Here is a 20,446-nt window from a genome sequence, read left to right as displayed (position 1 = left end):
CCCTCACCCCGCTCGATCTCTGGCACGGTTTGGTCGCTGCTTGCTGCACCGACCCTATACACAGGGCGCGACTACCGCTTCCGGTTTGCCGGTGGCGCTTCCTGTCCAACACCCGCTGTCACCCCGGATGATTCCCATTCGGCGGACGTTCACCCGTGGTGATCGAAAAGTTACCCGCCGGAGAGCACCCGGAGCAGGTCCTCCGCCGTGCGGCAGCGGTCCAGCAGCTCCTTGACGTGGTTGCGGGTGCCACGCAGCGGCTCCAGCGTGGGGACCCGCTGGAGCGAGTCGCGGCCGGGCAGGTCGAAGATCACCGAGTCCCAGGAGGCGGCCGCCACGTGATCCGCGTACTGCTCCAGACAGCGCCCGCGGAAATAGGCCCTGGTGTCCTCCGGCGGCTTGGAGACGGCCCGCTCGACCTCCTCGTCGGTCAGCAGCCGCTCGAACCGGCCACGGGCCACCAGACGGTTGTACAGGCCCTTCTCGGGCCGTACGTCGCTGTACTGCAGGTCGACCAGGTGCAGCCGGGAGTTGTCCCACTCCAGTGCGTCCCGGCTGCGGTAACCCTCCAGGATCTCCCGCTTGGCGATCCAGTCCAGCTGCCGGGAAAGCGACATCGGATCGCGCTCCAGCCGCCCCAGCACGTCCTCCCAGCGGGCCAGCACGTCCACCGTCTGCTCGTCGGCGTCGGTGCCGAAGCGGTCCTCGACGTACTTGCGGGCCAGCTCGAAGTACTCCAGCTGGAGCTGGACGGCGGTGAGCCGGCGCCCGTTGCGCAGCGTGATCAGGTGCTTCAGGGACGGGTCGTGGGAGACCCGGTGCAGGGTGCGCACCGGCTGGTCGACGGCGAGGTCGGAGGCGATGAAGGAGTCCTCGATCATCGCCAGCACCAGCGAGGTGGTGCCCAGCTTGAGGTAGGTGGAGATCTCGGAGAGGTTGGCGTCCCCGATGATCACGTGCAGCCGGCGGTACTTCTCGGCGTCGGCGTGCGGCTCGTCCCGGGTGTTGATGATCGGGCGCTTGAGCGTGGTCTCCAGGCCGACCTCGACCTCGAAGTAGTCGGCGCGCTGGCTGATCTGGAAGCCGTTCGCCGAGCCGTCCTGGCCGATGCCGACGCGGCCGGCGCCGGTGACCACCTGGCGGGAGACGAAGAACGGGGTGAGGTGGCGGACGATGTCCGCGAACGGCGTCGCCCGCTTCATCAGGTAGTTCTCGTGGGTGCCGTAGGAGGCGCCCTTGTTGTCGGTGTTGTTCTTGTAGAGGTGGATGGTCTGCCCGTTGGGCAGTTCCAGGGCGCGCTGGGCGGCGGCCGCCATGATCCGCTCGCCGGCCTTGTCCCAGAGCACGGCGTCGCGCGGGTTGGTCACCTCGGGCGAGCTGTACTCGGGGTGCGCGTGGTCCACGTAGAACCGCGCGCCGTTGGTGAGGATGATGTTCGCGAGGCCGATGTCCTCGTCGGTCAGCTGGCTGGCGTCCGCGACGTCGCGCGCGAGGTCGAAGCCCCGGGCGTCGCGCAGCGGATTCTCCTCCTCGAAGTCCCAACGGGCCCGCCGTGCCCGGTGCATCGCCGCCGCGTACGCGTTGACGATCTGGGACGAGGTGAGCATGGCGTTGGCGTTGGGGTGCCCGGGTACGGAGATTCCGTACTCGGTCTCGATGCCCATCACGCGCCGTACGGTCATGCGGCCCTCCTTGCCCGGTGTGCCGCCCCCCACGGGCGGGACACGCTGACGTACCGCTGAACAACACCGACGCCGGCGGTGTGCCCGCGAACGGTGGGTCGAGCCTAGAACGCGGCACCGACAGGCGGGCCCCGAGACGCGCCGTCCGGCTGCGGGGCCGCGAGGCGCCACAGCCGGACGGGGTGCGTGCTGTTCCGGGGGCCGCCGCCGGCGGCCCGGAGTGGTTCGGTTACAGGTACTGCCCGGTGTTGGCGACGGTGTCGATCGAGCGGCCGGACTCGGCGCCCTGCTTCCCGGTGACCAGCGTGCGGATGAAGACGATCCGCTCGCCCTTCTTGCCGGAGATCCGGGCCCAGTCGTCCGGGTTGGTGGTGTTGGGCAGGTCCTCGTTCTCCTTGAACTCGTCCACGCAGGCGGCGAGCAGGTGGGAGACGCGCAGACCGCGCTGACCGTGGTCGAGGAAGTCCTTGATGGCCATCTTCTTCGCACGGTCGACGATGTTCTGGATCATCGCGCCGGAGTTGAAGTCCTTGAAGTACAGGACCTCCTTGTCACCGTTGGCGTAGGTGACCTCCAGGAAGCGGTTCTCCTCGGTCTCGGTGTACATCCGCTCGACGACCGCCTGGATCATCGCCACCACCGTCGCCTCGACGGAGCCGTCGTGCTCCTTGACGTCGTCCGGGTGGAACGGCAGCGAGTCCTTGAGGTACTTGGAGAAGATGTCCTTCGCGGCCTCGGCGTCGGGGCGCTCGATCTTGATCTTGACGTCCAGGCGGCCGGGCCGCAGGATCGCCGGGTCGATCATGTCCTCGCGGTTCGAGGCGCCGATGACGATGACGTTCTCCAGGCCCTCGACACCGTCGATCTCGGCGAGCAGCTGGGGGACGATGGTGTTCTCGACGTCCGAGCTGACGCCCGAGCCGCGGGTGCGGAAGAGCGACTCCATCTCGTCGAAGAAGACGATGACGGGGGTGCCCTCGCTCGCCTTCTCCCGGGCCCGCTGGAAGACCAGGCGGATCTGCCGCTCGGTCTCGCCGACGTACTTGTTGAGCAGCTCGGGGCCCTTGATGTTGAGGAAGTAGCTCTTGCCCTGCGGCCGGCCGGTGACCTCGGCGACCTTCTTCGCGAGCGAGTTGGCCACCGCCTTGGCGATCAGCGTCTTGCCGCAGCCGGGCGGGCCGTAGAGCAGGACGCCCTTGGGCGGGCGCAGCTCGTACTCCTTGAAGAGCTCGGCGTGCAGGTAGGGCAGCTCCACCGCGTCGCGGATCTGCTCGATCTGGTTGCTGAGACCGCCGATCTGGCGGTAGTCGATGTCCGGGACCTCTTCGAGGACGAGCTCCTCGACCTCGGACTTCGGCACGACCTCGTAGACGTAGCCCGAACGGGGTTCGAGCAGCAGAGCGTCCCCCGCCCGGATGGTGAGCTCGCGCAGCGGTTCGGCGAGGCGCACCACCCGCTCCTCGTCCGTGTGGCCGATGACCAGGGCGCGCTCGCCGTCCTCCAGGACCTCCTTGAGGGTGACGATGTCGCCGATGCGCTCGAAGGCCATCGCGTCCACGATGTTGAGGGCCTCGTTGAGCATCACCTCCTGGCCGCGCCGCAGCTCGTCGAGGTCGACGGTGGGGCTGACGTTCACGCGGAGCTTGCGGCCCCCGGTGAAGATGTCGGCGGTGCCGTCCTCGTTCTGGCTGAGGAAGGTGCCGAATCCGGCCGGGGGCTGTGCCAGCCGGTCCACTTCCTCCTTGAGGGCCACGATCTGGTCGCGGGCCTCTCGCAGGGTGGAGGCGAGCCGTTCGTTCTGGGCGGACACGCCGGCCAGGTTGGTCTGGAGCTCGACGATCCGCTCTTCGAGGATTCTCGAATTGCGCGGCGAGTCGGCGAGCTTGCGGCGCAGCACGGCGATTTCCTGCTCAAGGTACGAGACCTGAGCGGCCTCGTCGGAACCACGAGCGGGCCTGCCGGTGCTGCGGTTGTAGTCGTCATCGTGGGCTGCCACGGTCCTCACCTCCTCCGGGGAGCTGGACGCTTCCAGACCCTACCTGGGACCAGGGGTCCGTAAACCCCTAGATCAAGAAAGATGGAACGGGCGTGTCCGATCTTCGCCCTCGCGTGCTTCCCCTCTGCTAAGGAGATACCCAGCGCGCACCACCCAAAGCCGACCAGATGTATCGTCGAACGAGTCGATATCCGATCGCGACCGACGGTCGCGGTCCGATCGTTGTACGAATGGCGGGATTGCCTCCCAATAAGGGGCGACCCGGGACAGAAACGGCAGGGGACCATGTCGGTGACCGAAGAGGCGACGACCGGCGAAGCGCTGGAGGTGTGGATCGACCAGGATCTGTGCACCGGCGACGGCATCTGTGCGCAGTACGCGCCCGAGGTCTTCGAACTCGACATCGACGGCCTCGCCTACGTGAAGGGCTCGGACGACGAGCTGCGCCAACAGCCGGGCGAGACCGTGCCGGTGCCGCTGACGCTGCTTCAGGACGTGGTGGACTCGGTGAAGGACTGCCCGGGCGACTGCATCCACGTGCGCCGGGTCTCCGACCGGGCCGAGGTCTACGGCCCGGACGCCGAGTAACCCACCCCGGCCGCACGGGCCCGGCGGCGGGCGGGCGACAACCCCGCCCCGAGCCGAAGGGCCGCGCCGGTGCCGAAAGCGAGAAGGCGAGGACGCCCCGAGGGACGAGGGGCGTTGGAGCGCCGACCGTCGGCACCGGATCAAGCGGCCCGGCGGCGAGCGGGCGAAAACCCGCCCCGAGCCAAAGGGCCGCGCCGGTGCCGAAAGCGAGAAGCGACGGAGCGACGCAGGAGCGACGGAGCGCCGACCGTCGGCACCGGATCAAGCGGCCCGGCGGCGAGCGGGCGAAAACACAGTCAGGCCTGTGCCAGTGGGGCGGCGGTCTGGGAGCGGTCCCAGCCGCCGCCCTTGCGCGTCCAGGTGAGGTCCAGTGAGATGTCCGGGCTGAACCGCGGCACGTCGTCGCTGGAGTACCCCTGCGCGTGGCCGGTGATGACGCCGTCGCTGCGCAGGCCGAGCCGGCCGACGGTGAGGTTCTCGCGCTCGGAGAGCAGGGTGGCCAGAACGGCGGGCCGGCCGTCGGTGCCGGGGCCGAGCAGGTAGACGGCGTCCGGCGGGGTGCCGTTCTCGGCCGCGCAGTGCGCGGCGGCGACGGTGCCGGGTCGGCCGTCGCCGAGGTCGGCGGCGAAGCTGACGGATATCCTGACCGGGAACGGGCCGCAGTCCAGCGGGAGTTCGGCCTTGGCCGGATCGGGTGCGGCGGCGGCCGGGAGGGCCTTGGCGGTGGGGCGGGCGGGCTTCGGCGTGCCGGTGGCCGGGTCCGCGGCGAGCACGGTGGCCACCACGGCGGCGCAGCCGCCGATCGCCAGGGCCCAGTGCCGGGGGGCCGATCGGGCGTGTCCGGGCCCGCTGCGGGCCTGCGGTGTCTGCTGCTCAACCGTCGCCGTGACCGCGGTCTCCACCAGGCGTCCCCTCCAGTGGGTCGGTGTGAGCGAGCATCGTCCCACACCGGGGTGACCGGGAGTCGGCCCGGGTGCGGAGGTAGCACGAAGGGGTGGTACGCGGGCGTGGAGCCCGTCGTACCACCCCTCGCGGACGTACGGTCAGCCGAGGTCCGACTGCTCCGGCTGGTCGGTCTCGCCGGAACGGGCGGCGGCCCGGGCGGCGGCGCGCTCCTGCAGGCTCGGCTCGGCCGAGCCGTTGTCGTAGTCCTCGCCGTACGCGCCCTTGGCCGGGCGGCGGCGGCGCAGCGGCGGCTCGACACCGTCGGCGAGGCGGCGGGAGGTGAGCAGGAAGCCGGTGTGCCCGATCATCCGGTGGTCCGGGCGGACGGCGAGGCCCTCCAGGTGCCAGGTGCGGACCATGGTCTCCCAGGCCTGCGGCTCGGTGAAGGTGCCGTGCTCGCGCAGCGCCTCGACGGTCTTCGACATCTGCGTGGTGGTGGCCACGTAGCAGCAGATGAGGCCGCCGGGGACGAGCGCCTTGGAGGCGACGTCCAGGCACTCCCAGGGGGCCAGCATGTCGAGGATGACGCGGTCGACGTCGGACTCGACCAGGTTGTCCTGGAGGTCGCCGACGGTGAGCTTCCACGCCGGGTGGGGCCCGCCGAAGTAGCGCTCGACGTTGCTCTGGGCGATGTCGGCGAAGTCCTGCCGGCGCTCGTAGGAGGCCAGCATGCCGGTGTCGCCGACGGCGCGCAGCAGGTAGGTGGAGAGCGCGCCGGAGCCGACGCCGGCCTCGACGACGCGGGCGCCGGCGAAGATGTCGGCCATGGCCAGGATCTGCCCCGCGTCCTTGGGGTAGATCACGGCGGCGCCGCGCGGCATGGACAGGACGTAGTCGGGGAGCAGGGGGCGCAGCGCGAGGTACGGGACGTTCCCCGTGGTGCGCACGACCGTGCCCTCGGGGGCGCCGATCAGCTCGTCGTGCGGGAACGCACCCTTGTGGGTGTGGAACTGGTTCCCGGCCTGGAGCGTGAACGTGTAGTGGCGGCCCTTCGGGTCGGTCAGCTGGACCTGGTCCCCGACCTGGAAGGGCCCGCGTCGGCGGGTGGCACCGGTCGGTTCGGACATGCGGACAATCCTAAGGGAAGCAGGCGCTCCGCCCGACCACGATGATCACCGGCCGGCGATGGCGGCGGTCAGCCGCTGCTCGATGTCGCTGAGCGTGGCGACGCCGTAGACCCGGCCGTCGGACTCCACGACCAGGTACTCGGTGGCCGGGTTGGCGCGGACGGCGCGCAGCAGGTCCTCGCCGGCGAGTTCGGCGGGCAGTCTCAGGCCCGGTTCGAGGTCGCGGGCCAGCGCGCCGACGGCGACCCAGGGGCGGCGGTGCTCGGGGACCTCGCGGACCTGGGACTCGCGGACCAGGGCGATCGGGTCGCCGCGGCCGTCGATCACGACGAGGGCGCCGGCCTGCTCCTCGCGGACGCGGCGCAGTGCCTCGCCGAGCGGGGTGTCGGAGGTGACCTCGACGACCCGGCGGACGACGTCGCGCAGCCGCAGGTCGGGCAGGACCTCCTTGAGCCGGGCCTGCTGCACGCCGGCGCCGGCGCCGTTCCAGATGATCACGGCGAGGACGGCGGCCAGCACGGCGTCGACCATGGTGTCGGTGGTGGTGCGCTCGACGCCGCGGGCGGCGCCGAGCAGCGGCAGGCCGATCAGGACGGCGACGGCCAGCACGCGGCCGGCCCAGGCCGCGGCGACGGTGCCGGTCATCGGCCGCCCGGTGACGGCCCAGACGACGGCGCGCAGCATCCGCCCGCCGTCCAGCGGGAGGCCGGGCAGCAGGTTGAAGGCGGCGACGACGAGGTTGGAGACCATCAGGCCGGTGAGCAGCACTCCGGGGACGCTGGAGAGCTCGACCGCCTGGACGCCGAGGTAGAAGACGCCGCCGAGCAGCAGCGAGAGCAGTGGGCCGACGAAGGCCAGCCAGAACTCCCGCCAGGGGCTCTCGGCCTCCTTCTCGATCTCGGAGACGCCGCCGAGGAACTGCAGCCGGATGCGGCGGACCCCGAGCCGGTAGCGGAGCGCGACCACGGTGTGGGCGAGTTCGTGGATCAGGACGGAGCCGTAGAAGGCCACGGCGAAGAAGAACGCGACCACGTAGCGGGTGGCGCCGAGCCCGGGCAGGACGTGGTCCAGTTGGCCGCCGAAGACCCAGGTGATCAGCGCGGCGATGACGAACCAGGAGGGGGTGACGTAGACCGGCACACCGAAGGGCCGGCCCATCAGGATGCCGCCCCGCCGCTCCGGCTCCTCGGGCGGGTGGGGGCCGGGCCGGGCGCCGCCGTCCTGCGGTGGCTGGTCGGAGGTCTGTCGACCCCTGCTGTCGCTCACCGTGATCCCTTCGGTCGGTTCCCCCGTCGTGCACCGTGCGCCCACGCTACGTGATCGGGGCCGCGTACCGTCGCGCGCCCCTCTCGCCTGCTTCATACCCACTGGGAGGGCGCAGTGGCAGCACCGTGGCAGCGGGATGACAGCTCAGGGCAATAGGGTCGGGGTATGCAGCAGACCGACACCAGCAGCGCCGTCGCGGCCACGGCGCGTCCCCCCGCGCCGCCGAGCGGCCTGTCCCCGTCCCGCGCGGGGGACTTCCTGACCTGCCCGCTGCTGTACCGGCTGCGGGTGATCGACAAGCTGCCGGAGCCGCCGAGCGCGGCGGCGACCAGGGGCACGCTGGTGCACGCGGTGCTGGAGCGGCTGTTCGACAGCCCGGCGGTCGAGCGGACGCCGGAGCGGGCGCTGGGCCTGCTGCGGCCCCAGTGGGAGCGGCTGCTGGGCGAGCGCCCGGAGCTGGTCTCGCTGTTCCCGGAGGACCCGGACGGCGCGGCGCTGACCCGCTGGCTGGCGGACGCCGAGAAGCTCGTCGAGCGCTGGTTCCGGTTGGAGGACCCGACCCGGCTGCACCCGGTGGAGCGGGAGCTGTACGTGGAGACGGCCCTGGAGTCGGGGCTGCTGCTGCGCGGCTACATCGACCGGGTCGACGTCGCGCCCACGGGCGAGGTGCGGCTGGTGGACTACAAGACCGGCCGGGCGCCCTCGCGGGACTTCGAGGGCAAGGCGATGTTCCAGATGAAGTTCTACGCGCTGGTGGTGTGGCGGTGGAAGGGTGTGGTCCCCAAGCGGCTGCAACTGGTCTACCTCGGCGGGGGCGGGGACGTGGTCAGCTACGACCCGGACGAGGCGGACCTGCTCGCGGTGGAACGCAAGCTGCAGGCGCTCTGGGAGCGGATCTCGGAGGCGGTGGCCACCGGAGACTTCCCCGCGACCCGCAACCGGCTCTGCGACTGGTGCGACCACCAGGCCAGCTGCCCGGAGTTCGGCGGCACTCCCCCGCCGTACCCGCTGCCGGTGCCGGTGCCGGCACAGGCCCGTACGTCTGACGAGGACGATCCCACGGGGGATCCGATGAGCAAGGAGTCCTAGGTGACGATCCGAGTGCTGCTGGTCGACGACCAGCCGCTGCTTCGCACCGGTTTCCGGATGATCCTGGAGGCCGAGGCCGACCTGGTCGTGGTCGGCGAGGCCGGCGACGGCCAGCAGGCGCTGGACCAGGTCCGGGCGCTGCAGCCCGACGTGGTGCTGATGGACATCCGGATGCCCCGGATGGACGGCGTGGAGGCGACCCGCCGGATCGCCGGCCCGGGTCGGGACGGCCCGGCGAAGGTCCTCGTGCTGACCACCTTCGACCTGGACGAGTACGTGGTGGAGGCGCTGCGCGCGGGCGCCAGCGGCTTCCTGCTGAAGGACGTGCCGGCCGAGGAGCTGGTGCAGGCGATCCGGGTGGTCGCGGACGGCGCGGCGATGCTGGCGCCGAGCATCACCCGGCGGCTGCTGGACATGTACGCCACCAAGCTGCCCTCGGGCGAGGAGGCGCCGCCGCAGGCGCTCAACGCGCTGACCGAGCGTGAGCTGGAGGTGCTGAAGCTGGTGGCGCGGGGCCTGTCCAACGCGGAGATCGCGGCGGAGCTGTTCGTCAGCGAGACCACGGTGAAGACGCACGTCGGCCATGTGCTGACCAAGCTTCAGCTGCGGGACCGGGTCCAGGCGGCGGTGTACGCGTACGAGAGCGGGCTGGTGCGCCCCGGCGCGCTCTGAGCCCGGCCGGGCCGTGATGTGACGGTGGCCCGTCCGCTCCCCTTGCACCCTGGGGAAGCGGACGGGCCACCGTGCTGAGGGTCGCCCGGTCGCCCGGGTTACTTGCCGAGCCGGCCGATCTCCCAGAAGCGGAAGAAGCCGGTGGTGTCGACGGTCGACTCCACGCCGGTGATGTTCGAACGCGAGGCGAAGAAGGCCTTGTTCTGGAACAGCGGGATCAGCGGCACGTTCTCGGCGACGATGCCCTGGATCTGCGCGTAGGTGGCGGCGGCGGCCGCGCGGTCGGCCTGCTTGAGGCTCTCGGGCACCAGCTTCTGGCTGATCCGCGGGTCGTCCCAGCCGTGGTGGTAGGCCCCGCCGTCGACGATCAGCGGTGCGACGTAGTTGTCCGCGTCCGGGTAGTCGGCGAACCAGCCGATGGTGTAGGCCTGGTACTTGCCCTCGACCCAGCCCTTCTTGTAGACGTCCCAGTCCGCCTCATGCTGGACGGTCACCTGGAACACGCCGCCGGCCTCCAGCTGCTTCTTCAGCGCGTCGGCCTCGGCGCCCTGGGCGCGCGAGCGCGACCAGGTGAGGTTCAGCTTGACCGGCATCTGGACCTTGGCCGCGGTCAGGATCGCCTTGGCCTTGGTGACGTCCTGGTCGCCGTACCGGTCGAAGAAGGCGGTGTTGTGGCCGGCGACACCGGCCGGGACCATCGAGTAGAGCGGCTGGACCGTGCGCGCGAAGACGTCGCGGGCGAGCGACTTGCGGTCGATCAGCTGGGCGGCGGCCTGCCGGACGGCGACGTTGCCGCCGGTCGCGTCCTTGGTGTTGAAGACCAGGTAGCGGGTGTCGTTGCTGTCGCCCTCGACGACCTGGAGGTCGCTCTTGCCGCCCTGCTGGTCGGCCAGGACCTGGGCCGCCGTGTTGGGGTCCAGGCTGTTGTCGGCCAGGTCGATGTCGCCCTTGTCGAGCGCGGCCTTCAGCTCGGCCGGCTTGTCGAAGTAGCGGAGGGTGAACTTCTTGTTCCGCAGCTTGGCGTCGCCGGTGTACTTGTCGTTGGGGGAGAGCACGATCTTGCCGGGGACCTTGGCGCCGCCCTCGACGGCCGTGGTCTCGATCGAGTCGATCTTGTACGGGCCGGAGCCGACCAGCTTGTCGTTGGACAGCAGCTTGTCGGCCGGGAAGACCTCCTGGTCGACGATGGCGCCGGCCGGGCCGGCGAGCTTCGCCGGGAGCGTCGCGTCGGGCGCGGAGAGGTGGAAGAACACCTCGTTGTCGCCCTTGGCCTCGACCGACTTGATCGACTCCAGCAGGCCCGACGGGCCGCTCGGGTCGGCGATCTTCTTCGTCCGCTCGATGGAGTGGACGACGTCGGCGGCGGTGAGCGCGTGGCCGTTGGAGAACTTCAGGCCGCCCTTGAGCGTGCAGTGGTACTGGGTGGCCTCGCCCGCGGTGAACTCGCAGGACTGCGCGGCGTCCGGGCCGGGGGTGCTGGAGGCGGCCGGGTAGGCCAGCAGCGACTGGAAGGTGTTGCGCAGCAGCAGCCAGGAGCCTGCGTCGTACGCCCCGGCCGGGTCCAGCACGTTGGTGACCGAGGTGGTGCCCATCGTGATCGCCTTGTCGCCGTCCCCCTTGACGGCGTCGGTGACCGAGCCGCAGCCGGCCACCGAGACGGCCACCAGGCCGGCGCAGCCGAGAACTGCCAGTCGTTCAGCTGAAGTCTTCACGGGTCGCGTCCTTCGGGTGCGGTCCGGCCGGTGGCCGGCGGCCCGCGCTCGGTTGGTCCTCCGGGATCGCGGAGGTCGCGCACGGACCGGGCGCCGTGCGACCGCGGGCAGGACGGGGTTGCCCGTCAGCGGCGATGGCAGGGCTCGGGGGTGGGGAACGAACTGGAGTAGCGTGCCATATCGAACACACCCCACCGATACCCGTACAGGTGACAGTTGGGACACGAGGGGACGGCGCGAGCGCCACGGTCGGACGAGTTGTCAGGCAATGCCCGATTTCTCCCCGGGGACTTGCCGTGAGCGGACGGCACCTCCCATGTACCGGTCGGTACCAGCTCTCCGCAATGAGACGACAATCACACTCGCGAGGCGATCAGCGAGCGGAGCAGTTCAAGATCGACGTGCTCCAGTGAGGGCAGCACCAGCCGCCCGGGGGCCGGCTCGATCGGCGCCACCGACGGCACCGCGATCACCGGGCAGCCGGCCGCCTCCGCCGCGCGGACGCCGGTCGGCGCATCCTCCACCACCACGCAACGGCCCGGCTCCGCCCCCAGTCGGCGCGCGGCCTCCAGGTACGGGTCCGGGTGCGGCTTGGTGCGCGGCACCTCGTCCCCGGCGAGGGTGAAGGCGAAGTGGTGGGCACCCAGGGACTGCAGCACGATGTCGATGACGTGCCGGTGCGAGGCGGACACCAGTGCGGCCGGAACGCCGTGCGCGGCAAGGGTGTTGAGCAGCCGCTCGGCGCCCGGCATGAGCGGCACGCCACCGCCCAGCAGGTCCACGAAGCGCTGGTTGATCAGGACGGTCAGGTCGGCCGGCGAGATGTCCACGCCGGTGGCGGCCAGCAGGTAGTCGATCACCCGGCTCATCGGGCCGCCGACGACGTGGGCACGGTCGTTCTCGTCCAGCGTGTAGCCCAGCTCGGCGAAGAGCGAGGCCTCGGACTGCCACCAGAAGTCCTCGGTGTCCACCAGTGTCCCGTCCATGTCCAGCAGCACCGCCTGCAGGCCCCGGCCCTCGCCGTGGTCGAGGGTACGGGTGGCGGTGGAGATGGTCGTCATGGCGGGTCCTTCCGTCCGTGCCCCGGGGCACCGCCCCTGGGGATGGCACGGGCCGGCCCGCTGGTGAGCGGACCGGCCCGTTCAGGATGATCCAGGATACGCCCCGCCCGGACGAAAGGAGCGAACGGTGCGCGACGCGGGGGTTACCGCGCGTTGAAGTACTTGGCCTCCGGGTGGTGGATCACGATCGCGTCCGTGGACTGCTCGGGGTGCAGCTGGAACTCCTCCGACAGCACCACGCCGATCCGCTCGGGCCGCAGCAGCTCGGCGATCTTGGCGCGGTCCTCCAGCTCCGGGCAGGCGCCGTAGCCGAGCGAGAAGCGGGCACCCCGGTACTTGAGCGCGAACATGTCCTTGACGTCCTGCGGGTCCTCACCCGAGAAGCCCAGCTCGAAGCGGACCCGGGCGTGCCAGAACTCGGCCAGCGCCTCGGCCAGCTGCACCGAGAGGCCGTGCAGCTCCAGGTAGTCGCGGTAGGAGTTGTTGGCGAACAGCTCGTTGGCGGCCTCGGAGACCCGGTTGCCCATGGTCACCACCTGCAGGCCGAGCACGTCCCGCTCGCCCGACTCCTCCGGGCGGAAGAAGTCCGCCAGGCACAGCCGCCGTCCGCGCCGCTGGCGCGGGAAGGTGAAGCGGGTGTGCTCGGAGCCGTCCTCGTTGTAGACGATCAGGTCGTCGCCCTTGGAGTTGGCCGGGAAGTAGCCGTAGATCACGGCGGGCTCCAGCCAGCCCTCGGTCTGCAGCCGGTCCAGCCACATCCGCAGCCGCGGCCGGCCCTCGGTCTCCACCAGCTCCTCGTACGAGGGGCCCTCCCCGGTGCGCGCGGCCTTCAGACCCCACTGCCCCTTGAACAGCGCGTCCTCGTCCAGCCAGGAGGCGTAGTCGGCGAACGGGATGCCCTTGACGATCCGGTCGCCCCAGAACGGCGGGGCGGGCACGGCGTTGTCCACCGAGACGTCCGAGCGGATCTGGCCGAGGTTGACCTCCTCCGGCTCCTCGACCTCCACCCGGGCGTGCCGGCGCTGCTTGAGCTCCGGCAGGGTCGCCCCGGGCACGCCGCGCTTGACCGCGATCAGCGCGTCCATCAGCCGCAGGCCCTCGAAGGCGTCCCGGGCGTAGCGGACCTCGCCCTCGTAGATCTCGTGCAGGTCCTGCTCGACGTAGGCGCGGGTGAGCGCGGCGCCGCCGAGGATCACCGGGTAGTCGGCCGCCAGCTTGCGCTGGTTCAGCTCCTCCAGGTTCTCCTTCATGATCACGGTGGACTTCACCAGCAGGCCGGACATCCCGATCACGTCCGCCCGGTGCTCCTGGGCGGCGTCCAGGATCGCCGAGACCGGCTGCTTGATGCCCAGGTTGACCACCGTGTAGCCGTTGTTGGACAGGATGATGTCGACCAGGTTCTTGCCGATGTCGTGGACGTCGCCCTTGACGGTGGCCAGCACGATGGTGCCCTTGCCCTCGTCGTCGGACTTCTCCATGTGCGGCTCCAGGTGGGCCACCGCGGTCTTCATCACCTCGGCGGACTGCAGCACGAACGGCAGCTGCATCTGGCCGGAGCCGAACAGCTCGCCGACCACCTTCATCCCGGCCAGCAGCGTGCTGTTGACGATCTCCAGCGCCGGACGCTCCGTCAGCGCCTCGTCCAGGTCGGCCTCCAGGCCGTTGCGTTCGCCGTCGATGATCCGGCGCTGGAGGCGCTCCTCCAGCGGCAGCGCCGCCAGCTCCTCCGCCTTGGACGCCTTCATCGAGGTCGAGGAGACGCCCTCGAAGAGCTGGAGGAGCTTCTGCAGCGGGTCGTAGCCCTCGCTGCGGCGGTCGTAGACCAGGTCGAGGGCGACCTCGCGCTGGTCCTCGGGGATCCGGGCCATCGGCAGGATCTTGGAGGCGTGCACGATCGCGGAGTCCAGGCCCGCCTCGACGCACTCGTTCAGGAAGACCGAGTTGATCACCATCCGGGCGGCCGGGCTCAGCCCGAAGGAGATGTTGGACAGGCCCAGGGTGGTCTGCACGTCCGGGTGGCGGCGCTTGAGCTCGCGGATCGCCTCGATGGTCTCGATGCCGTCCCGGCGGGACTCCTCCTGGCCGGTGCCCAGGGTGAAGGCCAGGCAGTCGACCAGGATCGAGCCCTCGTCGATGCCGTACTCGGTGGTGAGCTGGGCGATCAGCCGCTCCGCGATGGCGACCTTGGTCTCGGCGGTACGGGCCTGGCCCTCCTCGTCGATGGTGAGGGCGATCAGGCCGGCGCCGTGCTCGCGGGCCAGCGAGGCGATCCGGCCGAACCGGGTGTCCGGGCCGTCGCCGTCCTCGTAGTTGACCGAGTTGAGCAGCGCGCGGCCGCCGAGCGCCTCCAGGCCCGCCCGCAGCACGTCCGGCTCGGTGGAGTCCAGCACGATCGGCAGGGTGGAGGCGGTGGCCAGCCGGCCGGCGATCTCCTTCATGTCGGCGACGCCGTCGCGGCCGACGTAGTCCACACAGAGGTCCAGCAGGTGGGAGCCGTCCCGGATCTGCTCACGGGCGATCTCCACGCAGGCCTGCCAGTCGCCGGCCAGCATCGAGTCGCGGAACTTCTTCGAACCGTTGGCGTTGGTGCGCTCGCCGATCGCCAGGTAGGAGGTGTCCTGGCGGAACGGCACCGCCTGGTACAGCGAGGCCGCCGAGGGCTCCGGGCGCGGGTCGCGCGCGGCGACCGGACGGCCCTGGACGCGCTCGACCACCTGGCGCAGGTGCTCGGGCGTGGTGCCGCAGCAGCCGCCCACCAGCGAGAGGCCGTACTCGCGCGTGAAGGTGTCGTGCGCCTCGGCCAGCTCCTGCGGGGACAGCGGGTAGTGCGCGCCGTCCTTGCCCAGCACCGGCAGGCCCGCGTTCGGCATGCAGGAGAGGCCGATCTTCGCGTTCTTGGCCAGGTAGCGCAGGTGCTCGCTCATCTCGGCCGGGCCGGTGGCGCAGTTCAGGCCGATGTAGTCGACGCCCAGCGGCTCCAGCGCGGTCAGCGCCGCGCCGATCTCCGAGCCGAGCAGCATGGTGCCGGTGGTCTCGACCGTCACCTGGACGAGCACCGGGAGGTCCAGCCCGGCCTCGGCGAGCGCCCGCTTGGAGCCCAGGATCGCGGCCTTGGTCTGCAGCAGGTCCTGGCTGGTCTCCACCAGCAGCGCGTCGGCGCCGCCGGCGATCAGGCCGGCCGCGTTCAGCTGGAAGCCGTCACGCAGCACCTCGTACGGGGCGTGGCCGAGGGTCGGCAGCTTGGTGCCGGGACCGATCGAGCCGAGCACCCAGCGGGTGCGGCCGTCGTCGAAGGAGTCGGCGGCCTCGCGGGCGATCCGGGCGCCCGCCTCGGACAGCTCGAAGATCCGCTCGGGGATGTCGTACTCACCGAGCGCCGAGAAGTTGGCGCCGAAGGTGTTGGTCTCCACGCAGTCCACGCCCACCGCGAAGTACGCGTCGTGGACGGAGCGGACGATGTCGGGCCGGGTGACGTTGAGGACCTCGTTGCAGCCTTCCAGGTTCTGGAAGTCCTCCAGACTCGGGTCCTGGGCCTGGAGCATGGTTCCCATCGCCCCGTCGGCCACCACCACCCTGGTGGCGAGCGACTCACGCAAAGCGTTCGCGCGGCTCTGCTGAGTGATGGACGGGTCGGCTGCAGTGGCCATGGGGCTTCTCCCTGGGTGCGACGGCTGTCGGCTTTGCGCGCCCGCTGAATCGGGCACGCACGTGGCCAGCGTATCCGGCCGATGGCGTGCACCGGTGGAGCATTTCGTATCCTGAGCACTCGGCCGCGAGGGGAGAGCGACTGCATGGCGGGGATCGGCGCACGGATACGACAGGTCGGAGGGGTCCTGGCGGCCCCGCCACGGGCCCTGCGAACGCGCTGGCGGAGGTGGTCGCGGTGGCGCAGGACCCTTGCCGTGACGCTGGTCGCCCTGGCCGTCGCCCTGCTGCCGATCGGCTCGGCGGCACTCGCCCTGCGACTGCAGTACGCCGGAGACCCCTCCCCTGAGGCCCGCACCCGCGGCAAGGACGCCGTCTGGCTGGGCCACGCCTGGGTGGACGGCCGGAAGAGTGACGCCGACGTCGCCGACCTCGCCCGGCGGCTCGCCGGGACGGGCGTGCGCGACCTGTACGTCCACACCGGCCCGCTGGAGCACGACGGCTCCCTGCCGCCGGCCGTCCACACCCGGGCCCGGTGGTTCGTCGAGGCCGCGCACCGGGCGGTGCCCGGCATCCGGGTGCAGAGCTGGCTGGGCGACGAGGTCAAGCCCGAGAAGGACGCCCTGGACCTGGAGGACGCGCCCACCCGGGACCGGGTGACCGCCTCCGCCCGCCAGGTGCTGGACCTCGGCTTCGACGGGGTGCACTTCGACATGGAGCCGATCCGCCCGGGCTCCCGGGGCTGGCTCGCCCTGCTGGACCAGGTCCGCCCGGTCACCGCCGCCCGCGGCGCCCGGCTGTCGGTGGCCGCCCCCCAGATCGACCCGCTGCCCTTCCAGCACACCGTCGCCATCGCGCTGACCGACCACGGCAAGTGGTGGGACCAGGCGTACTTCGCCGAGACCGCCCGCCGGGTCGACCAGATCGCGGTGATGACCTACGACTCCAGCATGCCGACCGCGTCGCTCTACGGGGGCTACAACGCCTACCAGACCGAACTGGCCCTGGAGGCCACCCCGGAGGACGTGGACCTGCTGATGGGCCTGCCGTTCTACTGGGAGGACAAGTGGGGCCACTGGGGGCACGCCGAGACGGTGGACGCCGGCATCCGCGGCATCCGGCTCGGTCTCGGCCGCCACGACCTCGACCGGGAGAACTTCGGCGTCGGCCTGTACGTCGACTTCGCCGCCACCGAGCAGAACTGGACCGACTACCGGCGCGGCTGGGTGCGCTGAGCCGCGGCGCGCGGCGGCGGCCCGCCGGGGCCGCGGCGAAGACCCGGCCGGCTACGCCATCCGGTGCGCGAGGGCGCCCAGGTAGCGCCGGACGGTGGCGTTCTCACCCAGGACGTAGTGCGAGACGGCGCGCTGGAACGGCCGGTACACCTCACCGCGCTCGGTGACCGTCAGGGAGCAGCCCCCGCCGGTCGGCGTCAGCACCAACGTCCAGGTGCCGCCGTAGGGGAGGTCCGGATCTGCGACACCGGTCACCAGGCGGTGCGGGGCCTCGCTCTCCACCACCTCGTAGGTGGTGTGGCCGTGCCGGTGGTACTCGCGCCAGCGCGGCCGGCCGTCGGCCCCGGACGGCAGCCGCTCGACATGGGACAGGCCCGGGCGCCACGCCGGATAGAGGTCGACGTCGGTCAGGACCTCCCACACCGCGCCCGGCGGCTGGGCCAGCTCCAGGCCGCCCTCGGTCACGTGCTCCACCGGCAGGCGCCGGCCCGCCGCCAGGACCGCCAACACCGCCGCGGCCCCGGCGGCCATCACCGCGCCGACACCGATCCACCGCCGTCCAGTCATCCGCCCGGCTCCTCACACCCGCCGTCCGGCCCCTTCCTCCATCATCGCGCCGCCCCGCCGCACCGGCACGGCACCACTGTGCATCCCCGGTCCGATGCGGTCCGTGCCCGATGGGTCGAGGCGGCCGTACGGACCGCCGCCCCGCAGGCCCGGGTGGTCGTCACCGGCCGGCCACCTGCCGGCCGTCACCGCCGCGACCGGGCGGCGCCGAGCCGCGCCCGTCCCCAGGTGCCCCGACGCGTCCCGCACCTCGTCGGGGCACCGCTCCGGGCGGCCGGAACCCGCCCCGGCGATAACCGCTGGATCCCGGCGCCCCGCTCCCCCAGACTGTCCCGGTGCCCGGCCGGGAGGCGCATCAAAGCCCGTAGGCTGGGCAGGTAGGGACCATGGAGCGAGGCGTTCCATGGGTGATGAGAGGTTCGACAGTCGGCAGCCGGCCCACCGGCGCCTCGGCAGGCCAGCCGGGGCGGGGCACGTCCGTCCGCCGACCGGAGGGAGACGCTGGGTGATCGAGTTGGAAGATGTTCCCGAGTTGATCGACCCGGTGATGGTCTGCGCCTTCGAGGGCTGGAACGACGCCGGGGACGCGGCCTCCGCGGCCGTGGCGCATCTGGACGAGACCTGGGGCGGCAAGGTGTTCGCGGCCCTGGACGCCGAGGACTACTACGACTTCCAGGTCAACCGGCCCACGGTCTGGCTGGACGGCGGCATCCGCCGGATCACCTGGCCGACGACCCGGCTCTCGGTGGTCCGGGTGACCGAACCCACCACCCGGGACATCGTCCTGGTGCGTGGCATCGAGCCCAGCATGCGCTGGCGCTCGTTCTGCAACGAGCTGCTCGGCTTCGCGCACGAGCTGGGCATCGAGCTGGTGGTGATCCTGGGCGCACTGCTCGGGGACACCCCGCACAGCCGCCCGGTCCCGGTCAGCGGGGTCACCTCCGACCCGGAGCTCGCCCAGCGGCTGGACCTGGAGGAGAGCCGCTACGAGGGTCCGACGGGGATCGTCGGGGTGCTCCAGGAGGCCTGCACGCACGCCGGCGTGCCGGCCGTGACGCTCTGGGCGGCGGTGCCGCACTACGTCGCGCAGCCGCCGAACCCCAAGGCCACGCTGGCGCTGGTCAACAAGCTGGAGGACCTGCTGGACCTGCGCATCCCGCCGGGTGAGCTCGGCGAGGACGCCCGGGCCTGGCAGCTGGGCGTGGACCAGCTGGCCGCCGAGGACACCGAGGTGGCCGAGTACGTCCAGCAGTTGGAGGAGGCGCAGGACACCGCCGAGCTGCCGGAGGCCTCGGGCGACGCGATTGCCCGGGAGTTCGAGCGCTATCTGCGGCGCCGGGAGAACGTCGGACCGGCCGGTGAGAAGCCGGTCGCCGGGCACGCCACGGCGGAGCGGCCGAGCGAGCCCGAGCCGCCGTCCGCCCGGGAGAGCCAGGACGGCGGCGAGGAGGACTGACCCTCCGCACGCCGGAACGGAGGAGGGGCGTCGGGACCAGTGGTCCCGACGCCCCTCCCGTGCGTCCACGTCGTGCGCGGTCCTACAGTGCGACGCCGAGCAGGGCGTCCACCGTGCGGGAGACCAGACCGGGCGCGCCGATGTCCGTGCCGCCCCCGGCCTCCTGGCCGGCGGCCCAGCGGTCGACCGCGGCCAGCGCCGCGGGCGCGTCCAGGTCGTGCGCGAGCGCCTCCCGGACCTCGGCGAGCATGGCCTCGGCCGGCGGGCCGTCCGGGCGGGAGACCGCGGCACGCCAGCGGGCGAGGCGCTCGACGGCCTCATCCAGGGTGGCCTTGGTCCACTCCCAGTCCTCGCGGTAGTGGTGCGAGAGCAGGGCGAGGCGGATCGCCGCCGGGTCGACGCCCTCACGGCGCAGCGCCGAGACGAAGACCAGGTTGCCGCGGGACTTGGACATCTTGTGCCCGTCCAGGCCGACCATGCCCGCGTGCACGTACGCCTGGGCGTAGGGGTGGCCGCCGGTGGCGACCTGGGCGTGTGCGGCGCCCATCTCGTGGTGCGGGAAGGAGAGGTCGCTGCCGCCGCCCTGGATGTCGAACGACATGCCGAGGAACTGCAGGGCGATCGCGACGCACTCGATGTGCCAGCCGGGGCGGCCGTGGCCGAGCTCGGTGTCCCAGGCGGGCTCGCCCGGGCGGGCGGCGAGCCAGAGCAGGGCGTCCAGCGGGTGGCGCTTTCCGGGGCGGTCCGGGTCTCCGCCGCGCTCGGCGAAGATCGGGCGCATGGCTTCCCGGGTCAGGCCGGACACCTCACCGAAGTGCGGCTCCGACTCGACCGAGAAGTAGATATCGTCGTCCACCTTGTAGGCGGCGCCGCTCGCCAGCAGCTTCTGGACCAGCGGGACGATCCACGGGATCGACTCGACGGCGCCGATGTAGTGGGCCGGCGGGAGCAGCCTCAGGGCGGTCATGTCCTCGCGGAAGAGCGCGGTCTCGCGCTCGGCGAGGGCCACCCAGTCCTGGCCGGTCTCGACCGCCCGCGCCAGCAGCGGGTCGTCCACGTCGGTGACGTTCTGCACGTAGAGGACGTCGTGGCCGGCGTCCCGCCACACTCGCTGCACCAGGTCGAAGGCGTTGTACGTGGCGGCGTGGCCCATGTGGGTCGCGTCGTAGGGGGTGATGCCGCAGACGTAGATCCGGGCGGTGCCGTCCTGCGGGACGACCTCGCGGATACAGCCCGCGGCGGTGTCGTGGATACGAAGGGGGAGCCCCTGACCAGGCAGGGCGGGAACCTCGGAGGCGGGCCAGGCATGCATGGGAATCACTTTAACCGCGCGAACATTTGAAAGCCTAACCAGTACGCAAGATCGACTGGATTCGCATCCTGTCGTTGCCTGAGCGCTTCTGGACTGATAGGGACCGGTGCTTGACGTGGTCCGCCCGCCGGAGCCCCCGTTTGCAGGCCGGCG

At 71.5% G+C, this 20,446-nt stretch carries 15 protein-coding genes; 5 read left to right on the top strand and 10 right to left on the bottom strand.

Features of this window, described 5'->3' with window-relative positions; translation table 11 throughout:
* Positions 1 to 170: 170 nt before the first annotated feature.
* Both dop and arc read right to left on the bottom strand, forming a co-directional pair.
* Positions 171 to 1,682: a depupylase/deamidase Dop gene (gene dop / locus AB0J08_RS04900; protein ID WP_360626969.1), complete on the bottom strand. Its 1,512-nt coding sequence runs from the start codon at positions 1,680 to 1,682 to the stop codon at positions 171 to 173.
* Positions 1,683 to 1,911: 229 nt separating this feature from the next.
* Positions 1,912 to 3,678, bottom strand: coding sequence for a proteasome ATPase (gene arc, locus AB0J08_RS04895; protein ID WP_360626966.1), 1,767 nt, complete (start codon positions 3,676 to 3,678; stop codon positions 1,912 to 1,914).
* Positions 3,679 to 3,963: 285 nt separating this feature from the next.
* Between arc and AB0J08_RS04890 the strand changes: the two genes are divergently transcribed.
* Positions 3,964 to 4,266 carry a ferredoxin gene (locus AB0J08_RS04890; RefSeq protein WP_360626963.1) on the top strand — a complete coding sequence of 101 codons (303 nt, stop codon included), beginning with the start codon at positions 3,964 to 3,966 and terminating at the stop codon, positions 4,264 to 4,266.
* A gap of 296 nt (positions 4,267 to 4,562) precedes the next feature.
* On the opposite strand, the gene AB0J08_RS04885 is transcribed toward AB0J08_RS04890, so the two are convergent.
* The 3 genes from AB0J08_RS04885 to AB0J08_RS04875 form a co-directional block, all read right to left on the bottom strand.
* The gene (locus AB0J08_RS04885) at positions 4,563 to 5,168 is read right to left on the bottom strand and encodes a hypothetical protein (protein WP_360626960.1); all 606 of its coding nucleotides are present in this window, start codon (positions 5,166 to 5,168) and stop codon (positions 4,563 to 4,565) included.
* Positions 5,169 to 5,309: 141 nt separating this feature from the next.
* Positions 5,310 to 6,278 carry a tRNA (adenine-N1)-methyltransferase gene (locus tag AB0J08_RS04880; RefSeq protein ID WP_360626957.1) on the bottom strand — a complete coding sequence of 323 codons (969 nt, stop codon included), beginning with the start codon at positions 6,276 to 6,278 and terminating at the stop codon, positions 5,310 to 5,312.
* Between the two features lie 45 nt (positions 6,279 to 6,323).
* Positions 6,324 to 7,544, bottom strand: a complete 1,221-nt coding sequence (locus tag AB0J08_RS04875) for a site-2 protease family protein (protein WP_360626954.1) — start codon at positions 7,542 to 7,544, stop codon at positions 6,324 to 6,326.
* Between the two features lie 165 nt (positions 7,545 to 7,709).
* On the opposite strand from AB0J08_RS04875, the gene AB0J08_RS04870 reads away from it, so the two are divergent.
* Positions 7,710 to 8,633: a RecB family exonuclease gene (locus AB0J08_RS04870; RefSeq protein WP_360626951.1), complete on the top strand. Its 924-nt coding sequence runs from the start codon at positions 7,710 to 7,712 to the stop codon at positions 8,631 to 8,633.
* Positions 8,634 to 9,305 (top strand): response regulator transcription factor, encoded by a 672-nt coding sequence (locus AB0J08_RS04865; protein WP_329486940.1) that lies wholly within the window; start codon positions 8,634 to 8,636, stop codon positions 9,303 to 9,305.
* Positions 9,306 to 9,403: 98 nt separating this feature from the next.
* On the opposite strand, the gene AB0J08_RS04860 is transcribed toward AB0J08_RS04865, so the two are convergent.
* The 3 genes from AB0J08_RS04860 to metH form a co-directional block, all read right to left on the bottom strand.
* A complete protein-coding gene (locus AB0J08_RS04860) occupies positions 9,404 to 11,017 on the bottom strand; it encodes an ABC transporter substrate-binding protein (RefSeq protein ID WP_360626948.1) in 1,614 nt (537 codons plus the stop codon).
* 356 nt (positions 11,018 to 11,373) lie between these two features.
* Positions 11,374 to 12,078 carry an HAD family phosphatase gene (locus AB0J08_RS04855; protein ID WP_360626945.1) on the bottom strand — a complete coding sequence of 235 codons (705 nt, stop codon included), beginning with the start codon at positions 12,076 to 12,078 and terminating at the stop codon, positions 11,374 to 11,376.
* A 143-nt stretch (positions 12,079 to 12,221) separates the two neighbouring features.
* Entirely contained in the window at positions 12,222 to 15,725 is a 3,504-nt protein-coding gene (gene metH, locus AB0J08_RS04850) for a methionine synthase (RefSeq protein ID WP_360626942.1), read from the bottom strand.
* Positions 15,726 to 15,980: 255 nt separating this feature from the next.
* On the opposite strand from metH, the gene AB0J08_RS04845 reads away from it, so the two are divergent.
* Entirely contained in the window at positions 15,981 to 16,958 is a 978-nt protein-coding gene (locus AB0J08_RS04845) for a glycosyl hydrolase family 18 protein (RefSeq protein ID WP_360626939.1), read from the top strand.
* A 51-nt stretch (positions 16,959 to 17,009) separates the two neighbouring features.
* Here the strand turns inward: AB0J08_RS04845 and AB0J08_RS04840 are convergent, their stop codons facing one another.
* A complete protein-coding gene (locus AB0J08_RS04840) occupies positions 17,010 to 17,525 on the bottom strand; it encodes an SRPBCC family protein (protein ID WP_360626936.1) in 516 nt (171 codons plus the stop codon).
* Positions 17,526 to 18,030: 505 nt separating this feature from the next.
* Here AB0J08_RS04840 and AB0J08_RS04835 point away from each other — a divergent pair.
* On the top strand, positions 18,031 to 18,981 hold the full coding sequence (locus AB0J08_RS04835) for a PAC2 family protein (protein WP_360626932.1): 951 nt from the start codon (positions 18,031 to 18,033) through the stop codon (positions 18,979 to 18,981).
* An 82-nt stretch (positions 18,982 to 19,063) separates the two neighbouring features.
* Here the strand turns inward: AB0J08_RS04835 and mshC are convergent, their stop codons facing one another.
* The gene (gene mshC, locus AB0J08_RS04830) at positions 19,064 to 20,293 is read right to left on the bottom strand and encodes a cysteine--1-D-myo-inosityl 2-amino-2-deoxy-alpha-D-glucopyranoside ligase (RefSeq protein WP_360626929.1); all 1,230 of its coding nucleotides are present in this window, start codon (positions 20,291 to 20,293) and stop codon (positions 19,064 to 19,066) included.
* Between the last annotated feature and the right edge of the window lie 153 nt (positions 20,294 to 20,446).

This window comes from Kitasatospora sp. NPDC050463, from assembly GCF_040655255.1.
Classification (GTDB): Bacteria; Actinomycetota; Actinomycetes; order Streptomycetales; family Streptomycetaceae; genus Kitasatospora.
This window is presented reverse-complemented; position numbering and strand designations above follow the sequence as displayed.